Source organism: Paenarthrobacter nicotinovorans, from assembly GCF_007670255.1.
Taxonomy (GTDB): Bacteria; Actinomycetota; Actinomycetes; order Actinomycetales; family Micrococcaceae; genus Arthrobacter; species Arthrobacter nicotinovorans_B.
The window spans coordinates 148445-164181 of record NZ_SZVS01000005.1 but is presented as its reverse complement, the minus strand read 5'-3'; the positions used below and the strand labels follow the sequence as shown (position 1 = coordinate 164181).

Genomic DNA, 15737 nt, shown 5'->3' with positions numbered 1-15737 from the left:
TGGCGCCGCAATCGAGGTGGAGGTGAACGGTGGGCGAAGTTTGGGGGCCGCTGCGGGCTGACTAAGATTGAGCAGATAACCTCCTGCCGAAAGTAGCCCGACGCATGCCGTCCCCCACCGACGAATCCTGGGAACTGGCCATTCAGACTCCAGCCATCAACGACCGCTCCTTGGCGGCCGGACTGGCGTATGCCATGGGCAGCCGGGTGAGCGGCATTTCCTTCGATCCGGCTACGGGGCTCCTCCTGGGCAAGGTCCGCGGCAGCGGCCCGCAACCGTATTCGACGTCGGCCAAACTGGTCCGCAAGCCCGCCGGCTGGAGCTGCACTGTGGGGATCTGCAGCTGCCCGGTCCGCAAGGACTGCAAGCACGTGGCGGCCCTGCTTTTCACCGCCGAAGACCACCCCACCATCCGCGCCCAACTTTTGTCGCAAGCGCCAGGCATCCAGACAGCCAGGCCGTCGGAGATCGGCGCAGCGCGTCCCGCGTGGGAACAAGCCCTCAACAGGTTGATCGCCAAGCCCGGCACCACGCCCTCCGCAGCGGGAATCCCCCTGGCCCTCCAGTTCGAAGTGGAGGAACCGGCCGCGCACTTCTCCTACACAGGACGACGCGACCCCATGCGCAGCGTCCGCCAACTGAAGGCACGCCCGGTGATGATGGGCGCCAAGGGCAAGTGGATCCGCGGCGACGTGTCCTGGAACAACCTGAGCTACGTCAGTTTCCGGCGCGAATTCAACGAGGCACACGTCGAATGGCTTCAGACTTTCCTGGCCGCCCACGGTTCCAGCAACGGACGGCAACAGCCCTCGGGTGCGATGTGGCTGAGCCTGAACGACTTCGCTGCCAAGAACCTGTGGAGCCTCCTCGATGAGGCGAAAAAGGCCGGCCTCCCGCTCGTCCACTCCGCTGGGAGCGAGCCCGTCCGCGTCGAGGCCCAGCCCGCCGTCGTCGGTCTTAGTCTGGCGCGCCTGGACGCGAACGGTACCGAAAGCGCAACGCACGACGGCGGCCTGGAGCTCGCGCCGTCCGTCACCGTCGGCGGGGAAGCCGTGGATCCCGGAACCGTGGGTTTCCTGGGAAAGCCGGCCAACGGCATCTTCTTTACCCATTCCGGCGACACGCTCCCCGGCGTGCCGCAGCAGAAGAACCTGATCACACTGGCCCCGATCGAGGGTGCCATCAGCGACGAGCTGCTCGAATTCGTCACCGAGGGGCAGACGCTCCAGATCCCGGCCGAGGACGAAGGCCGCTTCCTCACATCGTTCTACCCCAAGCTGCGTCAATCCACGCCCGTGCAGGCTGCAGACAAGTCCGTCGAGCTGCCCACGCTGGCCGTGCCGACGCTCTCGCTCCTGGCCAACTACGGCAACGACCACAAAGTCCGGCTGCACTGGGAATGGCACTACACCTCGGGCACGCTCGTCACCGCGCAGCCCCTGTGGCGGCACCCGGACGACCGCGGCTACCGGGATGATGCTGCCGAGGCACGCATTCTTGAATCGCTCGGCCGGCCGTGGGACGCGGTCCCCGCGCTCGCGGAGTCGGCAACGGGAGGGTGGGGTGCCCCGCGCCTGGCCGCTACTGCGGAACTGGGCGGCCTGGACACCCTGGCCTTCACCGAAGAGGTGCTGCCCGCGCTCAAGGAGCTGCCCGACGTGGTCGTGGAAACCTCGGGCGACATCGCCGACTACCGGGAGGCCGAAGAAGCACCGGTAGTGTCCATCTCCACCAAGGAAACCGCCAGCGGCGACTGGTTCGACCTCGGAATTGTGATCACGCTCGAAGGCGAACCGGTTTCCTTCGCGGCTGTTTTCTCCGCGCTCGCCGCCGGCCAGACCCGTATGCTGCTTCCCAGCGGCGCGCACTTCTCCTTGGACCTGCCCGAACTGCACCAGCTCCGCGCCCTGATCGACGAAGCCCGCTCACTTCAGGACAACCCCGACAACAAGGACGGCACCCTGCAGATCAGCCGCTTCCAGGTGGGGCTGTGGGACGAGCTGGCGCAGCTGGGGATTGTGGACGAACAGGCAGCCGCGTGGCGCGAGGCCGTTGGCGGATTGCTCGACGACGGCGTGACCGGGCTGCCGCTGCCGGCCGGCCTTAACGCTGAGCTGCGTCCGTATCAGCTGGAGGGTTTCAACTGGCTCAGCTTCCTGTACAAGCACAGCCTCGGGGGCGTGCTGGCCGACGACATGGGCCTCGGCAAGACTGTCCAGGCGATCGCGCTGATGTGCGCGGCCAAGGAGCTGGGCGCGTTCAATGGCAATGACAGGGCGCCGTTCCTCGTTGTGGCTCCCACCAGCGTTGTCAGCAACTGGGCGTTGGAAGCGCAACGGTTCGCTCCCGGCCTGGTGGTGCGCACGGTTTCGGAGACCTTCGCCAAGAGCGGCCTGCTGCCGTCGGAAGCCATGGCGGGGGCCGACGTCGTCATTACCTCCTATGCCTTGTTCCGGATCGATTATGAGGCATACGCCTATTTCCAGTGGGCCGGGCTGATGCTGGACGAGGCCCAATTCGTGAAGAACCACCAGTCCAAGGCATACCAATGTGCGCGGAAACTGCCTGCCAAGTTCAAGCTTGCCATCACAGGCACCCCGCTGGAAAACAACCTCATGGAGTTTTGGGCGCTGACATCCATCGTGGCTCCGGGCCTGTTCCCAAGCCCCAAGAGGTTCGCCGAGAACTACCAAAAGCCGGTGGAAAAGAACGGTGACTCGGCGCAACTGGACAAGCTCCGGCGTCGTGTCCGTCCGCTGATGATGCGCCGCACCAAAGAACAGGTCATCAAGGATCTGCCGCCCAAGCAGGAGCAGATCCTCGAAGTGGTGCTCAACCCGCGGCACCAAAAGGTCTACCAAACACACCTGCAGCGTGAGCGTCAGAAGATCCTGGGGCTGATCGACGACGTCAACAAGAACCGCTTCACAATCTTCCAGTCGCTGACCCTGCTGCGGCAGCTGAGCCTGGATGCGTCGCTGGTGGATTCCTCGCTTGCTGCCGTGCGCTCGTCCAAGCTGGATGTGCTGTTCGAGCAACTCGAGGACATCATCTCCGAGGGACACCGGACGTTGATCTTCAGCCAGTTCACCGGTTTCCTGGGCAAGGTCCGCGAGCGCATGGACGCGGAGGGGATCGAGTACTGCTACCTCGACGGCAGTACCCGGAACCGTGGAGACGTGGTGAGTGAGTTCAAGAACGGCACAGCGCCGGTGTTCCTGATCTCCCTCAAGGCCGGTGGTTTCGGTTTGAACCTGACCGAGGCGGACTACGTGTTCCTGCTGGATCCGTGGTGGAACCCTGCTTCCGAAGCCCAGGCCGTGGACCGCACCCACCGAATCGGGCAGGCTCGGAATGTCATGGTCTACCGGCTGGTTGCCAAGGACACCATCGAGGAGAAGGTCATGGCGCTGAAGGCCAAGAAGTCGCAGCTTTTCGCGGATGTGATGGAGGGCGATGCACTGGCTGGCGGGTCGTTGACGGCGGAGGACCTGGCGGCGCTGTTCGCGGAGTAGGGGTGGGTCACGGGTTCTGCCCACTTGGCGGATCCACGGTGATATCCGCGCGCTCCGTGGCGTTCCTAATCGTGATCTCGACATCCTCCTTGACGTTGAACAGACGTTGCCCGACGCCGTTGACGTAGACCCACACGCCACTGCCATCCGGCATGACATTCACAACCACGCCCGCATCAAGGGCAGCACCTGGTTGCTTGACCTCGACTTCGTCCCCCGGCACGAAGTACTCCCATGCCTTGTAGTAACGCACCGGCAAATTCTCCGGATCCGACATCACGAACACAGTGCTTTCTTCCACTGGGAACTGCCCCCTCACTTTCCCGCTTAACTAGCAGTGAGGCGAGGGGGCAGAACGTGACGGGTGGATCAGTCGTCCAGTCGCACACCCCGCAGCAGCAGCATCGTCCCGCCCACGGCAACCGCCGATGCCAGGAACACCCCGGCCGCCCCCAGACCCACCGCGACTACACCGATGCCACTGGGCAATAACACTTGGCCCACACGGTTTCCAGCCAAACGAAGCGCCAGCGCGCGCCCGCGTTGACCGGCCGGCGCCTGCGCGGAAAGCCACGACATCGTGAGGGGCTGACCGATTCCCAACCCGAGGCCCAGGAATGCCATGACCACGAACAACAGCCAACCGGGCATCGGAATCGCCGCCACCGCAAGGGCGACCGTCGAGATGGCCAAGCTCAGGACAAGCAGCCGCATCCGGCCGAGCTTGCGGGACATGCTGCCCAGGCCAATCCGGGACACCATGGAGAACAGAGCGCGGACGGTCAGCATGAGGCCCACCGTGGCGGCGGACAGGCCGCGCTCGGCACCGAGCGCGGGAAGGTAGACGACGGTCAGGTCGACGACGGCCAGAACGGTGGCGCTCGTCGCGAGGGCCCGTACGACGCCGGGCGTCTTCAGAAGCGCGATCGCGCCACCCTTGGGGGCATTCCTGGCCTTTGTTCTGCCGGTGCGGCCACTGACACTGCGTGAGATGACGAACGTGGTCAGGAACAGCACCAGGCTCATGCCAACCGACAAGATAAAGATGGCCTGAGTGTCGGGATGCACCGAGGCACCGCCCACCACGGAGATAGCCAGCGGGCCAAGGGCCTGCCCCACCGACGCCGCGAACGTCAGGTAGCCGAACGCCGAGTCCAGCCGCGATGAAGCAGCATTGTTCGCCACCACCGCCTGCTGGCCCACCACGCACGCCAACTGGCCAGCACCAAGGAGGGCCGTCCCGGCCACCAAGGCTGCCACCGACGTCCCCCAGAAGAGCAGGAACGCGGAACAGCCAAGGACGACGGCGGACCCGACCGCCATGAGGCGACGCTCTCCCAAACGGTCCACGAGGCCGCCGATCGGCAGGGCCAGCAGCAAAGGGAAGACGGCGTAACTGGCGGCCAGCACGCCGAGGGCGAAGGCAGGGACATCAAGTTCCAGGGCCCTGTAAGTCGCAGCCGGCCGGACCAGGAAAGTCACGGCCTGTATCAGCGCAGAGTGGATGAGAAGCGCCGTAGACGAGCGGCGCCCGAGCTCGCCGATCATGAGACGTCGAGACCGTGCTGGGAAATGACCCGCAAGGTCTCATCCCGGGCACCAATGACGTGCTCGAAAGCGATCCGGGCGGCTTTTTCCGCATCCTTGGACGCAATGGCATCCACCAGCAGCCGATGAGCGGCAAGTGCTTCGTCGCGTCGGTGGGGAGCGTTGTTGGTGAAGTATCTGTAGCGCTCCACGTGGCTGGAGATCTGCCCGTGAAAGCGTTGGGCCCAGGAGTTGCCTGCGATCCTGGCGATGGCGGCGTGCAGGGCGACCCCGTATTTCATAGCTTCATCCGCGAAGTCCACCAGCGCCGCGTTGCGGGCCACGATCCCCCGAAGCTCTTCGAGGTCTTCCGCGGTGGCTTTGGCGCACGCTTCCCGTGCCATCAAGGACTCCAAGGCAGCACGGACGTCGTACAACTCTGAAATGGCTTTTTCGTCGAGCACCGGAACCAGTACTCCGCCGGTGGGTTGCTGCTCCAGGAGGCTTTCAGAGATCAACCGGCGGATGGCTTCCCGCAGCGGGGTCCGGCTGACCTGCAGCTCATTCGCCATGGCGGGTTCGTAGATGCGCTCACCAGGTTTGAGTTCCAAGCTGAGGATTCGCCGCTTGAGTTCGCTGTAGACGAGGTGCGCGCCGGTGTTCCGGGCTTGTGGGTCTGTCAATTCTGCCGCCATGTAGGGAAGGTGTACTTGTATACATCTATACACAAACGCCACTACCCAAGCAACGCGGGGTCACTTACGGCCCCTGTTCGGGTGAATCTTGGGCCGTAAGTGACCCCGCGTTGCAGGTCTCGGTTAGCTCCGCGCCCAGCGGTACGGCGTCGTCGTCGAGACCTTGAGCAAACCGGAGCGCTCCAGGATCGGGCGCGAGTATTCGGTTGAGTCGCTCTGGATGAAGGATTTGCCCTTCGCGAGCGCGGATTGGGCGCGGCGCGCAGTGAGTGCACGGTAAATTCCACGGCCTCGCCATTCCGGGCGGGTTGCCCCTCCCCAAATCCTGGCAAAATCGGTCCCGGCCACGGGATCCAGGCGGCCTGCGCTGACAGCACGACCCTCCGCTTCAGCGATCCACAGCTCCATGCCGTCATCCAACGTCAACCTGTGCAGCAGCCCATCGGCCATCTCGTCCGACACAGGATCACCGAACACCTCGTCCTGCATCGCCGTCATGGCCCGCACATCCGGCTCGTCGACGACGCGACGCAACGTCACGCCGTCGGGAAGCGGCACGCTCACACTGAGCGCCTGTGCCTCCCCGATCATGATCGATTCGGGCTCCTCAGCGGCGAAGCCGTTGGCAAGGAGCGCTTCGTGGAGGCCAGGGGCGTCATCGTGCCCGCGGGTCTTCCACTCAACCCTGGTGATTTCAGGCTGGCCCTTGAAGAACGCAACACCGTCAGCAACCAGGCCACGGATACCTTCCTCGTCCGCCCCGCCCAGATCCCGGTAGGTGATGAAGCCGCGGCCGCCCACGAACGTAGCCAAAAACAGCGGCCCAAGCGACGTAACCGTCAGCGCATCCGATGTCTCCGCATCAGTACGAAGCTGCTGGTCATAGGCGGCGAGAAGGCGTTTTTTCGCATCAGCGTGGCTCATTGTGGAGAGCCTACTGCACACGACAACGCTCCCCCACCCGCAACTCCGGAAGAGTGCTGATGGGGGAGCGTTGAAACGGTACGCGGTTACTGTCCGCCGCGGCAGAGCTGGCCGTACTTGCTGCCTGCTTCCTGGTATGCGGTGGTGAGTTCGCCCAGCTTCTTCTCGTCCGGGTTCTCCTTGGCCTGCTCATCGAAGAAATCGAGGATGGAGGTCACCACCGGCTTCATTTCGTCGGAAGCCACGCCCTCGATGGGACGGATAGCGTTGGCCACGCGGGTGGTGGCGGTCTTGTTGTTTTCCTGGGTCAAACCTGCGGCGGCGGCGGCCATCCTGTCACAGGTCTGTGCGGTGGTCAGCTGCGGTGCTGAACAAGCGGAAGCCGAGACAAGAAGCCCGGCAGCAATCAGGACAGTGGTGAGTTTCTTCATGATTCCCTCAGTGGTCGACGTCCCTTTGATTGTAAACAGAGCAGGGCCAAGCCCACGCATCGGGCCTGCTTAGGGGCATGATGCGGGCTGCCCTAGGCTGGGTGACATGGCGATCATTCACAAAGCAACCCTGTCCCCCTCCAAGCTCGAACTCATCGCTGACTACCTGCCCACGCAGCCGTGGTTCATCCAGGACGGCACTCCCGAACTCATCGGCGCCTACCGCTTTGACGACCCCGCCGGCGAGGTGGGCCTCGAGACGCACGTCGTGGCAGCGGGCGAGCGGATCTACCAGGTTCCCCTCAGCTACCGCGGCCACGAGCTGGGCGGCGCCAACGAATGGTTGATCGGCACCATGGAACACTCGGTCCTCGGCAAGCGCTGGGTGTACGACGCCTGCGCCGACCCGGTCTACGTCAAAGCCCTCGCTACAGCCATCCTCACCGGCCAGGAAGAGGCAGCCTTGCTGGTCGACGGCGAGTCCGAACCCCGCCCCAGCAGCGTTACCGTCAAGGGCAGTGGAACGCTCGACGGCGGTTTGCCCACCGTGAGTGCGTCGGCGCCGGTATCGGGCAGCGGCGTGACAATCATTGATGCCGGTGACCTCCGGTTGAAGGTGATCCGTGTACTGGACGCTGCGGCGGATGCATCAGCTGCCACGGCCGAGGCACAGGAACTTCACCACGAGCTTGTCCTCAACGGACAGTGGGCTGGCCTGGACAAGCCGGTGGAGCTGGCCTCCGTGATCCGGAACTAGGTTCCGGGGCCCTCCTGCGGGCCTGTTGCCTGTAGGAAGCACGGCGTAGGCTGGCTCACGGGGCCATCTACTCCGATAGGGGTGCACAATGTACAAACCGCAGAACATCTTTGCAGCGACCCAGGATCTTGCCCGGGAATGGGTAAACCACGCAGCAGAGGGAACCAGCTCACAGACCGATGCCGTGGTGCGGTGGGCCTTGGCCAGGATCAACCATGCGGATGTCCCGTCGGTGGTTCATGGCGTGATGCTCACCCTCACCGGCAACAAGAAGACTGCCAAGGAGGCCCGGCGCACGGCGGCCAAGGCCGTAAGCCGGGCAACGCGCACCTTGTCCCGCCAGACCCGGAAGCCGACAAACCGTCCGCGGAGCTTGCTGATCGCCCTGCTGGCCGCCCTTATCGGCGCCGGCGCCGTCCTTGCGTGGCGGACCATGATGCCCTCCGCCGAGCCTGATCCCGTGAAAAAGGCGGACGGGCCTGTGCAACCTCCCGTGCCACCCGTCCCCTGAAACGCGAGCGCCTGCCCGGCTAGCCCGAAGAATCCCTGCCGCGCCTGCCAATGCGCCGCCGCAACGAAGATCCGGCCAGAAGCAGATACGCTCCTGTGCTGGCCAAGAGGAATCCGACCACGCCCAGCACCACCAGCTGGGTGGTGATTCCCACGATCACCATCACGAAGCCACCCACCAGGGCAAGGACGCCACCTGTAGTCCGGGCCATTGCTCCGCGAAGGCGGCCCGACTTCAGTTCAAGGGCAAGGTCCGGATCCGTTGCAACCAGATCCCGCTCCAGCTCCTCCAAGCTCCTGCGCTCTTCATCCGACAAGGACACCGGAATCTTCCTCACCACACGAGCAGCATGGTTGTTGTGGCACTGCTGCTCAGATATCGGCGCGGACGCTGCTTGCCGTGCCTTGCCTTCATTATCTTCCTGATCCGGCCTTCCAGCCACTGCCCTTCCAGCCTCTGCCGCAACTCTCCTTCACCTGCTGACACGCCACGCGCATACTGGGTCCATGAGCGACAAGGATGACTTTTTGGCATGGATCAGGACGGCTTTGTACGAAGCAGAGTTGGCCCTCCATAACGGCGATGCGGCACCGCGCCGGGCGCTCTGGTCCAGACATGAACCGGTCAGCGTGCTGGGTGCCTTCAAGAATGCCTACGGGCAGCAGGAACTCAATGAACTCTTCGAGGCACTGGGGGCCAGCTTTTCCGACTGCACGTCGTATGAGTTCGAGCTCCAGGCATACGACGTCATCGGGGACATGGCGTACACGGCCGGATTGGAACACACCTCAGCCACACTGAATGGAACCCCACGGACCTACACGCTCAGGGCAACCCAGGTGTACCGCCGCGAGGACGGTGAGTGGAAGGTAGCGCACAGACACGGCGATACAGTGGCAGACTGAGTGGGAGTTCTACCCTGTAATCGGACAACGAACCACTGATCGGAAGGTTGCGTCTTCCCATGGCCAAAAAATCCACAGTCACGTCCAGTCCCGGAAAACCCGTCCGCCTCCCCAAGAAACGTTCACGCGGGCGCACCCTTTGGCTCATCGCGGCAGGCCTCGTTGCCGGTATTGCAGGCGGCGTCTTCGCAGTCAGGATGCTGGTGCCGCCCGGCGAACCTGAACCGGTTCGGGACCTTGAACCCCAGCCCAGTGAGACGCTCCCCAGGGAAGAACCTGTAGAAATCTCGACGAGAATGCGCCCGGGCGAATGGACCGAAGAGTCCCTTCAGGCGCACGTTGAGGACTATCGGCGCCGGATCCGGGAGATGGGCGCCAGGGAGTCGCAGATTGTCACCGACGTGGAGCGCACGGAAACGGGAGCCGCCCGGGTGGTGGTCAGTTGGGACCGGACCCGGGACTAGCTCCCGTTCCTAAAGTTCTTCTCCCGACCGCGGACGCCATACGACGACGGCCTGGGACCTTCCGCGCGGGCGCTGTCCCCGGGCGAGGCTCACCACGTCTCCCGCCGCTCCCGCAGCGAAGATCCGGGCATCCACAGGCGTCCGGCGCCGCGACAGTTCCTCGGTCAGCTCAGCTACGCGGTATTGCAGCGCGGCTACCTGGTTTTCGAGGTCCAGGATGCGTTTGATGCCCTCAAGGGACACGCCGGACTGTGAGAGGCGCTGGACCTCACGCAGCTTGTTAACATCGTTTTGCGAATATCGCCGGGATTTGCCCGGGGCACGGCTGGGCGAGACGATGCCCAGCCGGTCGTACTGGCGCAACGTCTGCGGATGCATGTCGGCAAGCTCCGCAGCTACGGAGATGACGAAGATCGGCTGATTGACGTCGATTGCCATGACCCTCTCCTTACAACCGGGCCTTCGCGGCCAGGTCGTGACGCGGATTGGCGTCGGAGGTGGCTGCAGCGAACGCCTTCACAGCTTCTTCAGCTTCCTTGTTCAGGTTTTGAGGAACGGCGACGTCGATGGTCACCAGCAGGTCGCCGGTCCCCTTCGATGTCTTCACGCCGCGGCCCTTCACCCGCAAAGTGCGGCCAGCGGGTGTGCCCGCCGGGACACGCAACTTGACGGTGTCGCCGTCGAGCGTTGGAACCTCAATGGTGGCGCCGAGCGCCGCTTCCGCGAACGTGACGGGCACGTGGATGCGGATGTTGTCGCCGTCGCGCTGGAAGAAATCGTGGGGTTTCACGTTGACCGTGATGATGAGGTCGCCATTTCCGGCCGGGCCAACGTTGCCCTTGCCGCGCTGGCGTACCTTCTGCCCGTCCTTGATTCCCGCGGGAATCTTGACGTCGATGACGTTCCCGTTGCTCTCACGGAGGCTCACCGTGGTGCCCTTGATGGAACCCGCGAACGAGATTGTCGTGGACGCGGTGCGGTCCGAGCCCTTCTGCGGCGCGCGTTGGAAGCCGGTGGGGCCGCCACCGAATCCGCCGCCAAACAGGTCAGCGAACTCCGGCGGGATACCTCCGCCCTGTGGCTGACGTGCGCCTGCGCCGCCGCCGAACAAGCCACCGAACAGGTCCTCAAACCCGCCGTTGGCCCCGGCACCGCCACGTCCGGCGCCCGGAGCGAACCGCGCACCGCCACCCATGGCCCGGATGGCGTCATACTGTTGCCGGTCCTCGGGACTCGACAACACCGAGTAAGCCTCGGAAATATCCTTGAACCGCTTCTCCGCAGCAGCATCCCCGGCGTTGGTATCGGGGTGGTACTGCCGGGCAAGCTTGCGGTAAGCCTTCTTGATGTCAGCGTCGGACGCGTCCTTGGCAACACCAAGGATCGCGTAAAAATCCTTTTCAACCCAGTCCTGGCTGGCCAAGAGCGTTTCCTTTCACATCTGTTGTTGCGTTTGCGCTACGTGGAATATGGGCCCCCGCCCCTACGCGTGGCGGCCCAGTCCTAACGGACTTGGCCGCCACGCTCCGGTAGGCCCGAAGCCACTCCCGGGGCCCATATTCCACTTCGCGCTGCGACTAACTCACCTTAGGCCGGAACCGCGACGATGACCTGGGCTGCGCGGAGGACACGCTCGCCTGAGCGGTATCCGGAGCGCAGCACCTGGCTGACAGTGTCAACCTGGATGTCCTCGCCGGGCTGCTGGATGAGTGCCTCGTGGATGGTGGGGTCGAATTCGACACCCGTGTCCGCGATGCGCTCCAGTCCGTACGTCTTCAGCGCGTTCTCCAGTTTGGTGGCGATGGCGGCGAAGGGGCCGTCTTCGAGGTCACCGTGCTGGCGTGCGGCGTCGACGTCGTCAAGCACCGGGAGCAGGGAGTTCAAGACGCCGATGACGGCCATCTCCCCTGCTACGGCGCGGTCGCGCTCGACGCGCTTGCGGTAGTTGACGTACTCGGCCTGCAGGCGAAGGAGGTCGTTGCGGAGCTCCGCTGCCTGGGCTTCGGCCGCCGCGCCCGAGGCCACGGACTCTTCAGCCGGCACCTCTACGCCGTTGAGGATTTCCTCAGCCTGGGAGAGGGCGTCGCCGTCGGTGGGAGCGCCAGCTTCGCCTTCGGGGTGGCGGGCGGCCCCGGTCTCCGGGTCAACCTTGCGGTTGTCCCGGATGACCGGCTTCTGCTGGCCCGATCCCTCGTTGGCGCCGCGCTCGTCAGAGTGCTCTGCTTCGTTGCCGTGATGAGGCATGGCTACTTCTTCGCTTCGTCTTCGTCGATGATTTCGGCGTCAACGATGTCCTCGTCGGCCGAGGCAGAACCTGCACCACCGGCGGGAGCACCTTCTGCACCGGCACCCGGAGCGTCAGCTGCGGAGGCCTGCGAGTAGATGGCTTCGCCGAGCTTGGTCTGGGAAGCCTGGAGCTTCTCGAACGCCGTCTTCACGGCTGCGTCGTCGGTGCCTTCGAGCGCGGACTTGAGGGCGTCGACGTCGGCCTTGACCTCGGTCTTGACCTCTTCGGGCAGCTTGTCGTCGTTGTCGGCGATCAGCTTGTCCACCGAGTAGGCGAGCTGCTCAGCGGAGTTACGGGTGTCCGTAGCTTCGCGGCGGGCCTTGTCCTCTGCAGCGTGCTCTTCGGCTTCGCGGACCATGCGGTCGATGTCGTCCTTGGACAGTGCCGTGCCACCGGTGATGGTCATGGACTGTTCCTTGCCGGTGCCCTTGTCCTTGGCGGACACGTGGACGATACCGTTGGCGTCGATGTCGAAGGTGACCTCAACCTGCGGAACGCCACGCGGCGCCGGAGCGATACCCGTCAGTTCGAACGTGCCCAGCGGCTTGTTGTCGCGGGTGAATTCGCGCTCGCCCTGGAAGACCTGGATGGCCACGGACGGCTGGTTGTCGTCAGCGGTGGTGAAGGTCTCGGAACGCTTGGTCGGGATGGCCGTGTTGCGCTCGATGAGGTGCGTCATGACGCCACCCTTGGTTTCGATGCCGAGGGACAGCGGCGTGACGTCGATGAGGAGAACGTCCTTGCGCTCACCCTTCAGGACACCGGCCTGAAGTGCAGCACCAACGGCCACAACTTCGTCCGGGTTGACGCCCTTGTTGGGTTCCTTGCCGCCGGCGAGTTCCTTGACGAGCTCGGAGACAGCAGGCATACGGGTGGAGCCACCGACGAGGACGATGTGGTCGATGTCGGAAACCTTGATGCCGGCTTCAGCAATGACGTCGTGGAACGGCTTCTTGGTGCGGTCCAGCAGGTCCTTGGTGAGGTCCTGGAACTTGGCACGGGTCAGCTGCTCATCCAGGTGGACCGGGCCGTCGGGGGTGACGGAGAGGTACTGGAGGGAGATGTTGGTGCTGGTCGAGGAGGAGAGTTCCTTCTTGGCCTGCTCAGCAGCTTCGCGGAGACGCTGGAGGGCGATCTTGTCCTTGGAGAGGTCGATGCCCTTGACCTTGAGCTGGCTCAGGAGCCATTCGACGATGCGGTTGTCCCAGTCGTCGCCACCGAGGCGGTTGTCACCGGCGGTTGCGCGGACCTGGATGGTGGAGAAGTTGTCTTCGTCCTTGCCAACCTCGAGGAGGGAGACGTCGAAGGTACCGCCACCGAGGTCGAAGACCAGGATGAGTTCGTCTTCCTTGCCCTTGTCCAGACCGTAGGCCAGAGCAGCTGCGGTGGGCTCGTTGACGATGCGCAGGACGTTGAGGCCTGCGATTTCGCCGGCTTCCTTGGTGGACTGGCGCTCGGCGTCGTTGAAGTAAGCCGGAACGGTGATCACAGCGTCGGTGACCTTTTCGCCCAGGTAGCTCTCGGCGTCGTTCTTAAGCTTCATGAGGATACGCGCGGAAATTTCCTGCGGCGTGTACTTCTTGTCATCGATGGCGACGGTCCAGTCAGTGCCCATGTGGCGCTTGACGGAGGCGATGGTGCGATCGATGTTGTTGACGGCCTGGCGCTTGGCGATTTCGCCAACCAGGACCTCGCCGGACTTGGAGAACGCGACGACGGACGGCGTGGTGCGGCCGCCTTCGGCGTTGGCGATGACGGTGGGCTCGCCACCTTCAAGAACAGAGACCACGGAGTTGGTGGTTCCGAGGTCGATACCTACTGCACGTGACATATCTTGCTTCCTTTCAATGACCGATGTTGATGAATGCATCCGGCCAGCAGGGGTCCGCTGGTGCGGTCTTGCTGGTTCGGGAGCCTGCTCAACAATCGGCTAGTTGAGCGTTCTGCACTCAACTGTACTCAGCCTCGGAAAGATGTCAATCCAAAGTTGAGTCGAGTGCGCTCAACTTTCCCAATCGAGCCTTCTACTTCCCTGTGTTTGCAGGAATTTCGCCGACCTTTTCGCTCAGCGTGAACTGATCCAAGGGCTCCGGTTTGTACACCCACGCCACCAGCACCACGGAGATAATCATCAGCAGGAACCATGCCAGGAGCTTGTCGATGGACACCGCCTGCCATCCCGCCAGCTGGTTCGGATACAGCCACGCACGCGACCACGTGCCGATGTTCTCCGCGAACCAGATGAACAGCGCCACCAGCAGGAACGACACCAGGATCGGCATGCGGAAGCGCTTCCGGAAGACCCTGAAGTGCATGACGCACCGTCCGTAAACAAGCACGACGGCGGCCAGCAGCACCCAGCGAAGGTCAAGGATGTAGTGGTGCGAGAAGAAGTTGACGTAGATCGCACCGGCAACAAGGGCCGTGATCCAGCGTCGAGGGTAGCGGTCAAAGCGGAGATCGAACAGCCTGAACACCCGGACCATGTACGAACCAACTGCGGCATACATGAATCCACTGAACAGCGGCACGGCACCGATCCGGAGAACACCGTCAGCATCGTAGGCCCAGGACCCGACGTCCGTCTTGAACAACTCCATGACAGTTCCCACCACGTGGAACAGCAGGATCACCCGGAGTTCCCGCAGCGTCTCGAGCTTGAAACAGATCATCAGGACCTGGATGACGACGGCGGCGATGGTCAGGAAATCGTTGCTGGCCAAACCCGCGTCAGCGGGATACCAGAGCCGGACGCCGATGATCACAGCCAGTAGCAAGGCACCAAACACGCAAGCCCACGCCTGCTTCAGGCCGAAGACCACAAACTCGGTGAGCCGCCCTCGGAGCTTTCCCCCGGAGCGGTCCAGGTAGCGGTGCGCGGCCTGGTCGATCGCCTGCTCCACCGATGTGGAATTACGCATGGGGCACCCCGCTCCCCACAGCAAGTTGCCTCAAGTAGTAGTCCCGGGGCCAGTGCCGCACCCGCTGCGGCAGCCGGGGGTAGACGCGCCCAACAGTCCTCATGATCCTGTTGAAGCGGCGCTCATGCCCGGCGCTCCACTCAAAGCCGTAGGCGTCCCGCACATGGTTGGGCAGCAGGCCGGCCGTGAGGAAGCGGGCCAACGGCATGGCCAGCCGCAGCAGCTGCGGGCCTCCGGAGGGGTGGAGCAAGTCCCGTGCAACGCCCAACGCCTTGGCGTCCGGCCGCAGCGCGGCGACCTGGGCATTCCAATACTCCACGAACGCGCTCCGGTCCGCCGGCCACATGCTGGCCGGTAACTGCAGGGCAGTCCCGATCCGTGCGTACTCGCCGTAGATGCGGTCGGCGGCGTCGTCGTCGAGCGGTCCATGGACCTGCTCGTAGACGGTGACGGCGGTCTGGTACAGGGTGGCGACCACCCACAGCTGGGATTCGGCGTCGAACGCGCTGTAGCCTGCGGAGGATTCATCAGCTCCCCGGCGTACCGGCGCGTGGGCACGGTTAACGGCTCGTCGCACGGCCTTCTGTTGTTCCTCGGAGCCGTATATCACCGCATAGACGTAGGTCATGGTGGCGCGGAGCCTGTCCATGGGACGCTCGGCGAAATTGCTGTGCTCCGCCACGCCATGCCCCACGCGCGGGTTGGCGATTTGCAGGAGAATCGCGCGCCCCGCACCGGCCAGCAGGACGCCCTCCGCACCAATATCCGCCAATCCCCGAACCATCCGAATACTCTAGCGC

General features: G+C 64.0%; 17 protein-coding genes. 5 read left to right on the top strand and 12 right to left on the bottom strand.

Features of this window, described 5'->3' with window-relative positions:
- Positions 1 to 104 precede the first annotated feature (104 nt).
- On the top strand, positions 105 to 3515 hold the full coding sequence (locus FDP28_RS09760) for a DEAD/DEAH box helicase (RefSeq protein ID WP_144661175.1): 3411 nt from the start codon (positions 105 to 107) through the stop codon (positions 3513 to 3515).
- Between the two features lie 7 nt (positions 3516 to 3522).
- Here FDP28_RS09760 and FDP28_RS09755 read toward each other — a convergent pair whose 3' ends face one another.
- From FDP28_RS09755 to FDP28_RS09735, 5 genes are all read right to left on the bottom strand, one after another.
- The gene (locus FDP28_RS09755) at positions 3523 to 3816 is read right to left on the bottom strand and encodes a hypothetical protein (RefSeq protein ID WP_144661172.1); all 294 of its coding nucleotides are present in this window, start codon (positions 3814 to 3816) and stop codon (positions 3523 to 3525) included.
- Between the two features lie 68 nt (positions 3817 to 3884).
- Positions 3885 to 5063: an MFS transporter gene (locus FDP28_RS09750; protein WP_144661169.1), complete on the bottom strand. Its 1179-nt coding sequence runs from the start codon at positions 5061 to 5063 to the stop codon at positions 3885 to 3887.
- The gene (locus FDP28_RS09745; protein ID WP_144661392.1) at positions 5060 to 5725 is read right to left on the bottom strand and encodes a GntR family transcriptional regulator; all 666 of its coding nucleotides are present in this window, start codon (positions 5723 to 5725) and stop codon (positions 5060 to 5062) included. Before FDP28_RS09745 ends, FDP28_RS09750 begins: the two co-directional genes overlap by 4 nt.
- Positions 5726 to 5860: 135 nt before the next feature.
- Complete coding sequence (locus FDP28_RS09740) at positions 5861 to 6661, bottom strand: GNAT family N-acetyltransferase (protein WP_144661166.1); 801 nt, start codon at positions 6659 to 6661, stop codon at positions 5861 to 5863.
- Between the two features lie 86 nt (positions 6662 to 6747).
- Positions 6748 to 7092, bottom strand: a complete 345-nt coding sequence (locus FDP28_RS09735; protein WP_144661163.1) for a hypothetical protein — start codon at positions 7090 to 7092, stop codon at positions 6748 to 6750.
- Positions 7093 to 7198: 106 nt separating this feature from the next.
- Here FDP28_RS09735 and FDP28_RS09730 point away from each other — a divergent pair, with 106 nt between their 5' ends.
- Positions 7199 to 7849: a CG0192-related protein gene (locus FDP28_RS09730; RefSeq protein WP_144661160.1), complete on the top strand. Its 651-nt coding sequence runs from the start codon at positions 7199 to 7201 to the stop codon at positions 7847 to 7849.
- 88 nt (positions 7850 to 7937) lie between these two features.
- Positions 7938 to 8360 carry a hypothetical protein gene (locus FDP28_RS09725; RefSeq protein ID WP_144661158.1) on the top strand — a complete coding sequence of 141 codons (423 nt, stop codon included), beginning with the start codon at positions 7938 to 7940 and terminating at the stop codon, positions 8358 to 8360.
- A gap of 19 nt (positions 8361 to 8379) precedes the next feature.
- Here the strand turns inward: FDP28_RS09725 and FDP28_RS09720 are convergent, their stop codons facing one another.
- The gene (locus tag FDP28_RS09720; protein WP_144661155.1) at positions 8380 to 8682 is read right to left on the bottom strand and encodes a DUF3040 domain-containing protein; all 303 of its coding nucleotides are present in this window, start codon (positions 8680 to 8682) and stop codon (positions 8380 to 8382) included.
- A 184-nt stretch (positions 8683 to 8866) separates the two neighbouring features.
- Between FDP28_RS09720 and FDP28_RS09715 the strand changes: the two genes are divergently transcribed.
- Together FDP28_RS09715 and FDP28_RS09710 are read left to right on the top strand one after the other, a co-directional pair.
- Complete coding sequence (locus FDP28_RS09715) at positions 8867 to 9265, top strand: nuclear transport factor 2 family protein (RefSeq protein ID WP_144661152.1); 399 nt, start codon at positions 8867 to 8869, stop codon at positions 9263 to 9265.
- A 59-nt stretch (positions 9266 to 9324) separates the two neighbouring features.
- Entirely contained in the window at positions 9325 to 9729 is a 405-nt protein-coding gene (locus FDP28_RS09710) for a hypothetical protein (protein ID WP_260842415.1), read from the top strand.
- Between the two features lie 9 nt (positions 9730 to 9738).
- On the opposite strand, the gene FDP28_RS09705 is transcribed toward FDP28_RS09710, so the two are convergent.
- From FDP28_RS09705 to FDP28_RS09680, 6 genes are all read right to left on the bottom strand, one after another.
- Positions 9739 to 10167 carry a heat shock protein transcriptional repressor HspR gene (locus tag FDP28_RS09705; RefSeq protein ID WP_144661149.1) on the bottom strand — a complete coding sequence of 143 codons (429 nt, stop codon included), beginning with the start codon at positions 10165 to 10167 and terminating at the stop codon, positions 9739 to 9741.
- Between the two features lie 10 nt (positions 10168 to 10177).
- The gene (locus FDP28_RS09700) at positions 10178 to 11152 is read right to left on the bottom strand and encodes a DnaJ C-terminal domain-containing protein (RefSeq protein ID WP_144661144.1); all 975 of its coding nucleotides are present in this window, start codon (positions 11150 to 11152) and stop codon (positions 10178 to 10180) included.
- 164 nt (positions 11153 to 11316) lie between these two features.
- The gene (locus FDP28_RS09695; RefSeq protein WP_144661141.1) at positions 11317 to 11973 is read right to left on the bottom strand and encodes a nucleotide exchange factor GrpE; all 657 of its coding nucleotides are present in this window, start codon (positions 11971 to 11973) and stop codon (positions 11317 to 11319) included.
- Between the two features lie 2 nt (positions 11974 to 11975).
- Positions 11976 to 13847 (bottom strand): molecular chaperone DnaK, encoded by a 1872-nt coding sequence (gene dnaK / locus FDP28_RS09690; protein WP_144661138.1) that lies wholly within the window; start codon positions 13845 to 13847, stop codon positions 11976 to 11978.
- Positions 13848 to 14040: 193 nt separating this feature from the next.
- Positions 14041 to 14937, bottom strand: coding sequence for a DUF817 domain-containing protein (locus FDP28_RS09685; RefSeq protein ID WP_144661135.1), 897 nt, complete (start codon positions 14935 to 14937; stop codon positions 14041 to 14043).
- Positions 14930 to 15721, bottom strand: coding sequence for an oxygenase MpaB family protein (locus FDP28_RS09680; protein WP_144661132.1), 792 nt, complete (start codon positions 15719 to 15721; stop codon positions 14930 to 14932). Before FDP28_RS09680 ends, FDP28_RS09685 begins: the two co-directional genes overlap by 8 nt.
- Positions 15722 to 15737 lie beyond the last annotated feature (16 nt).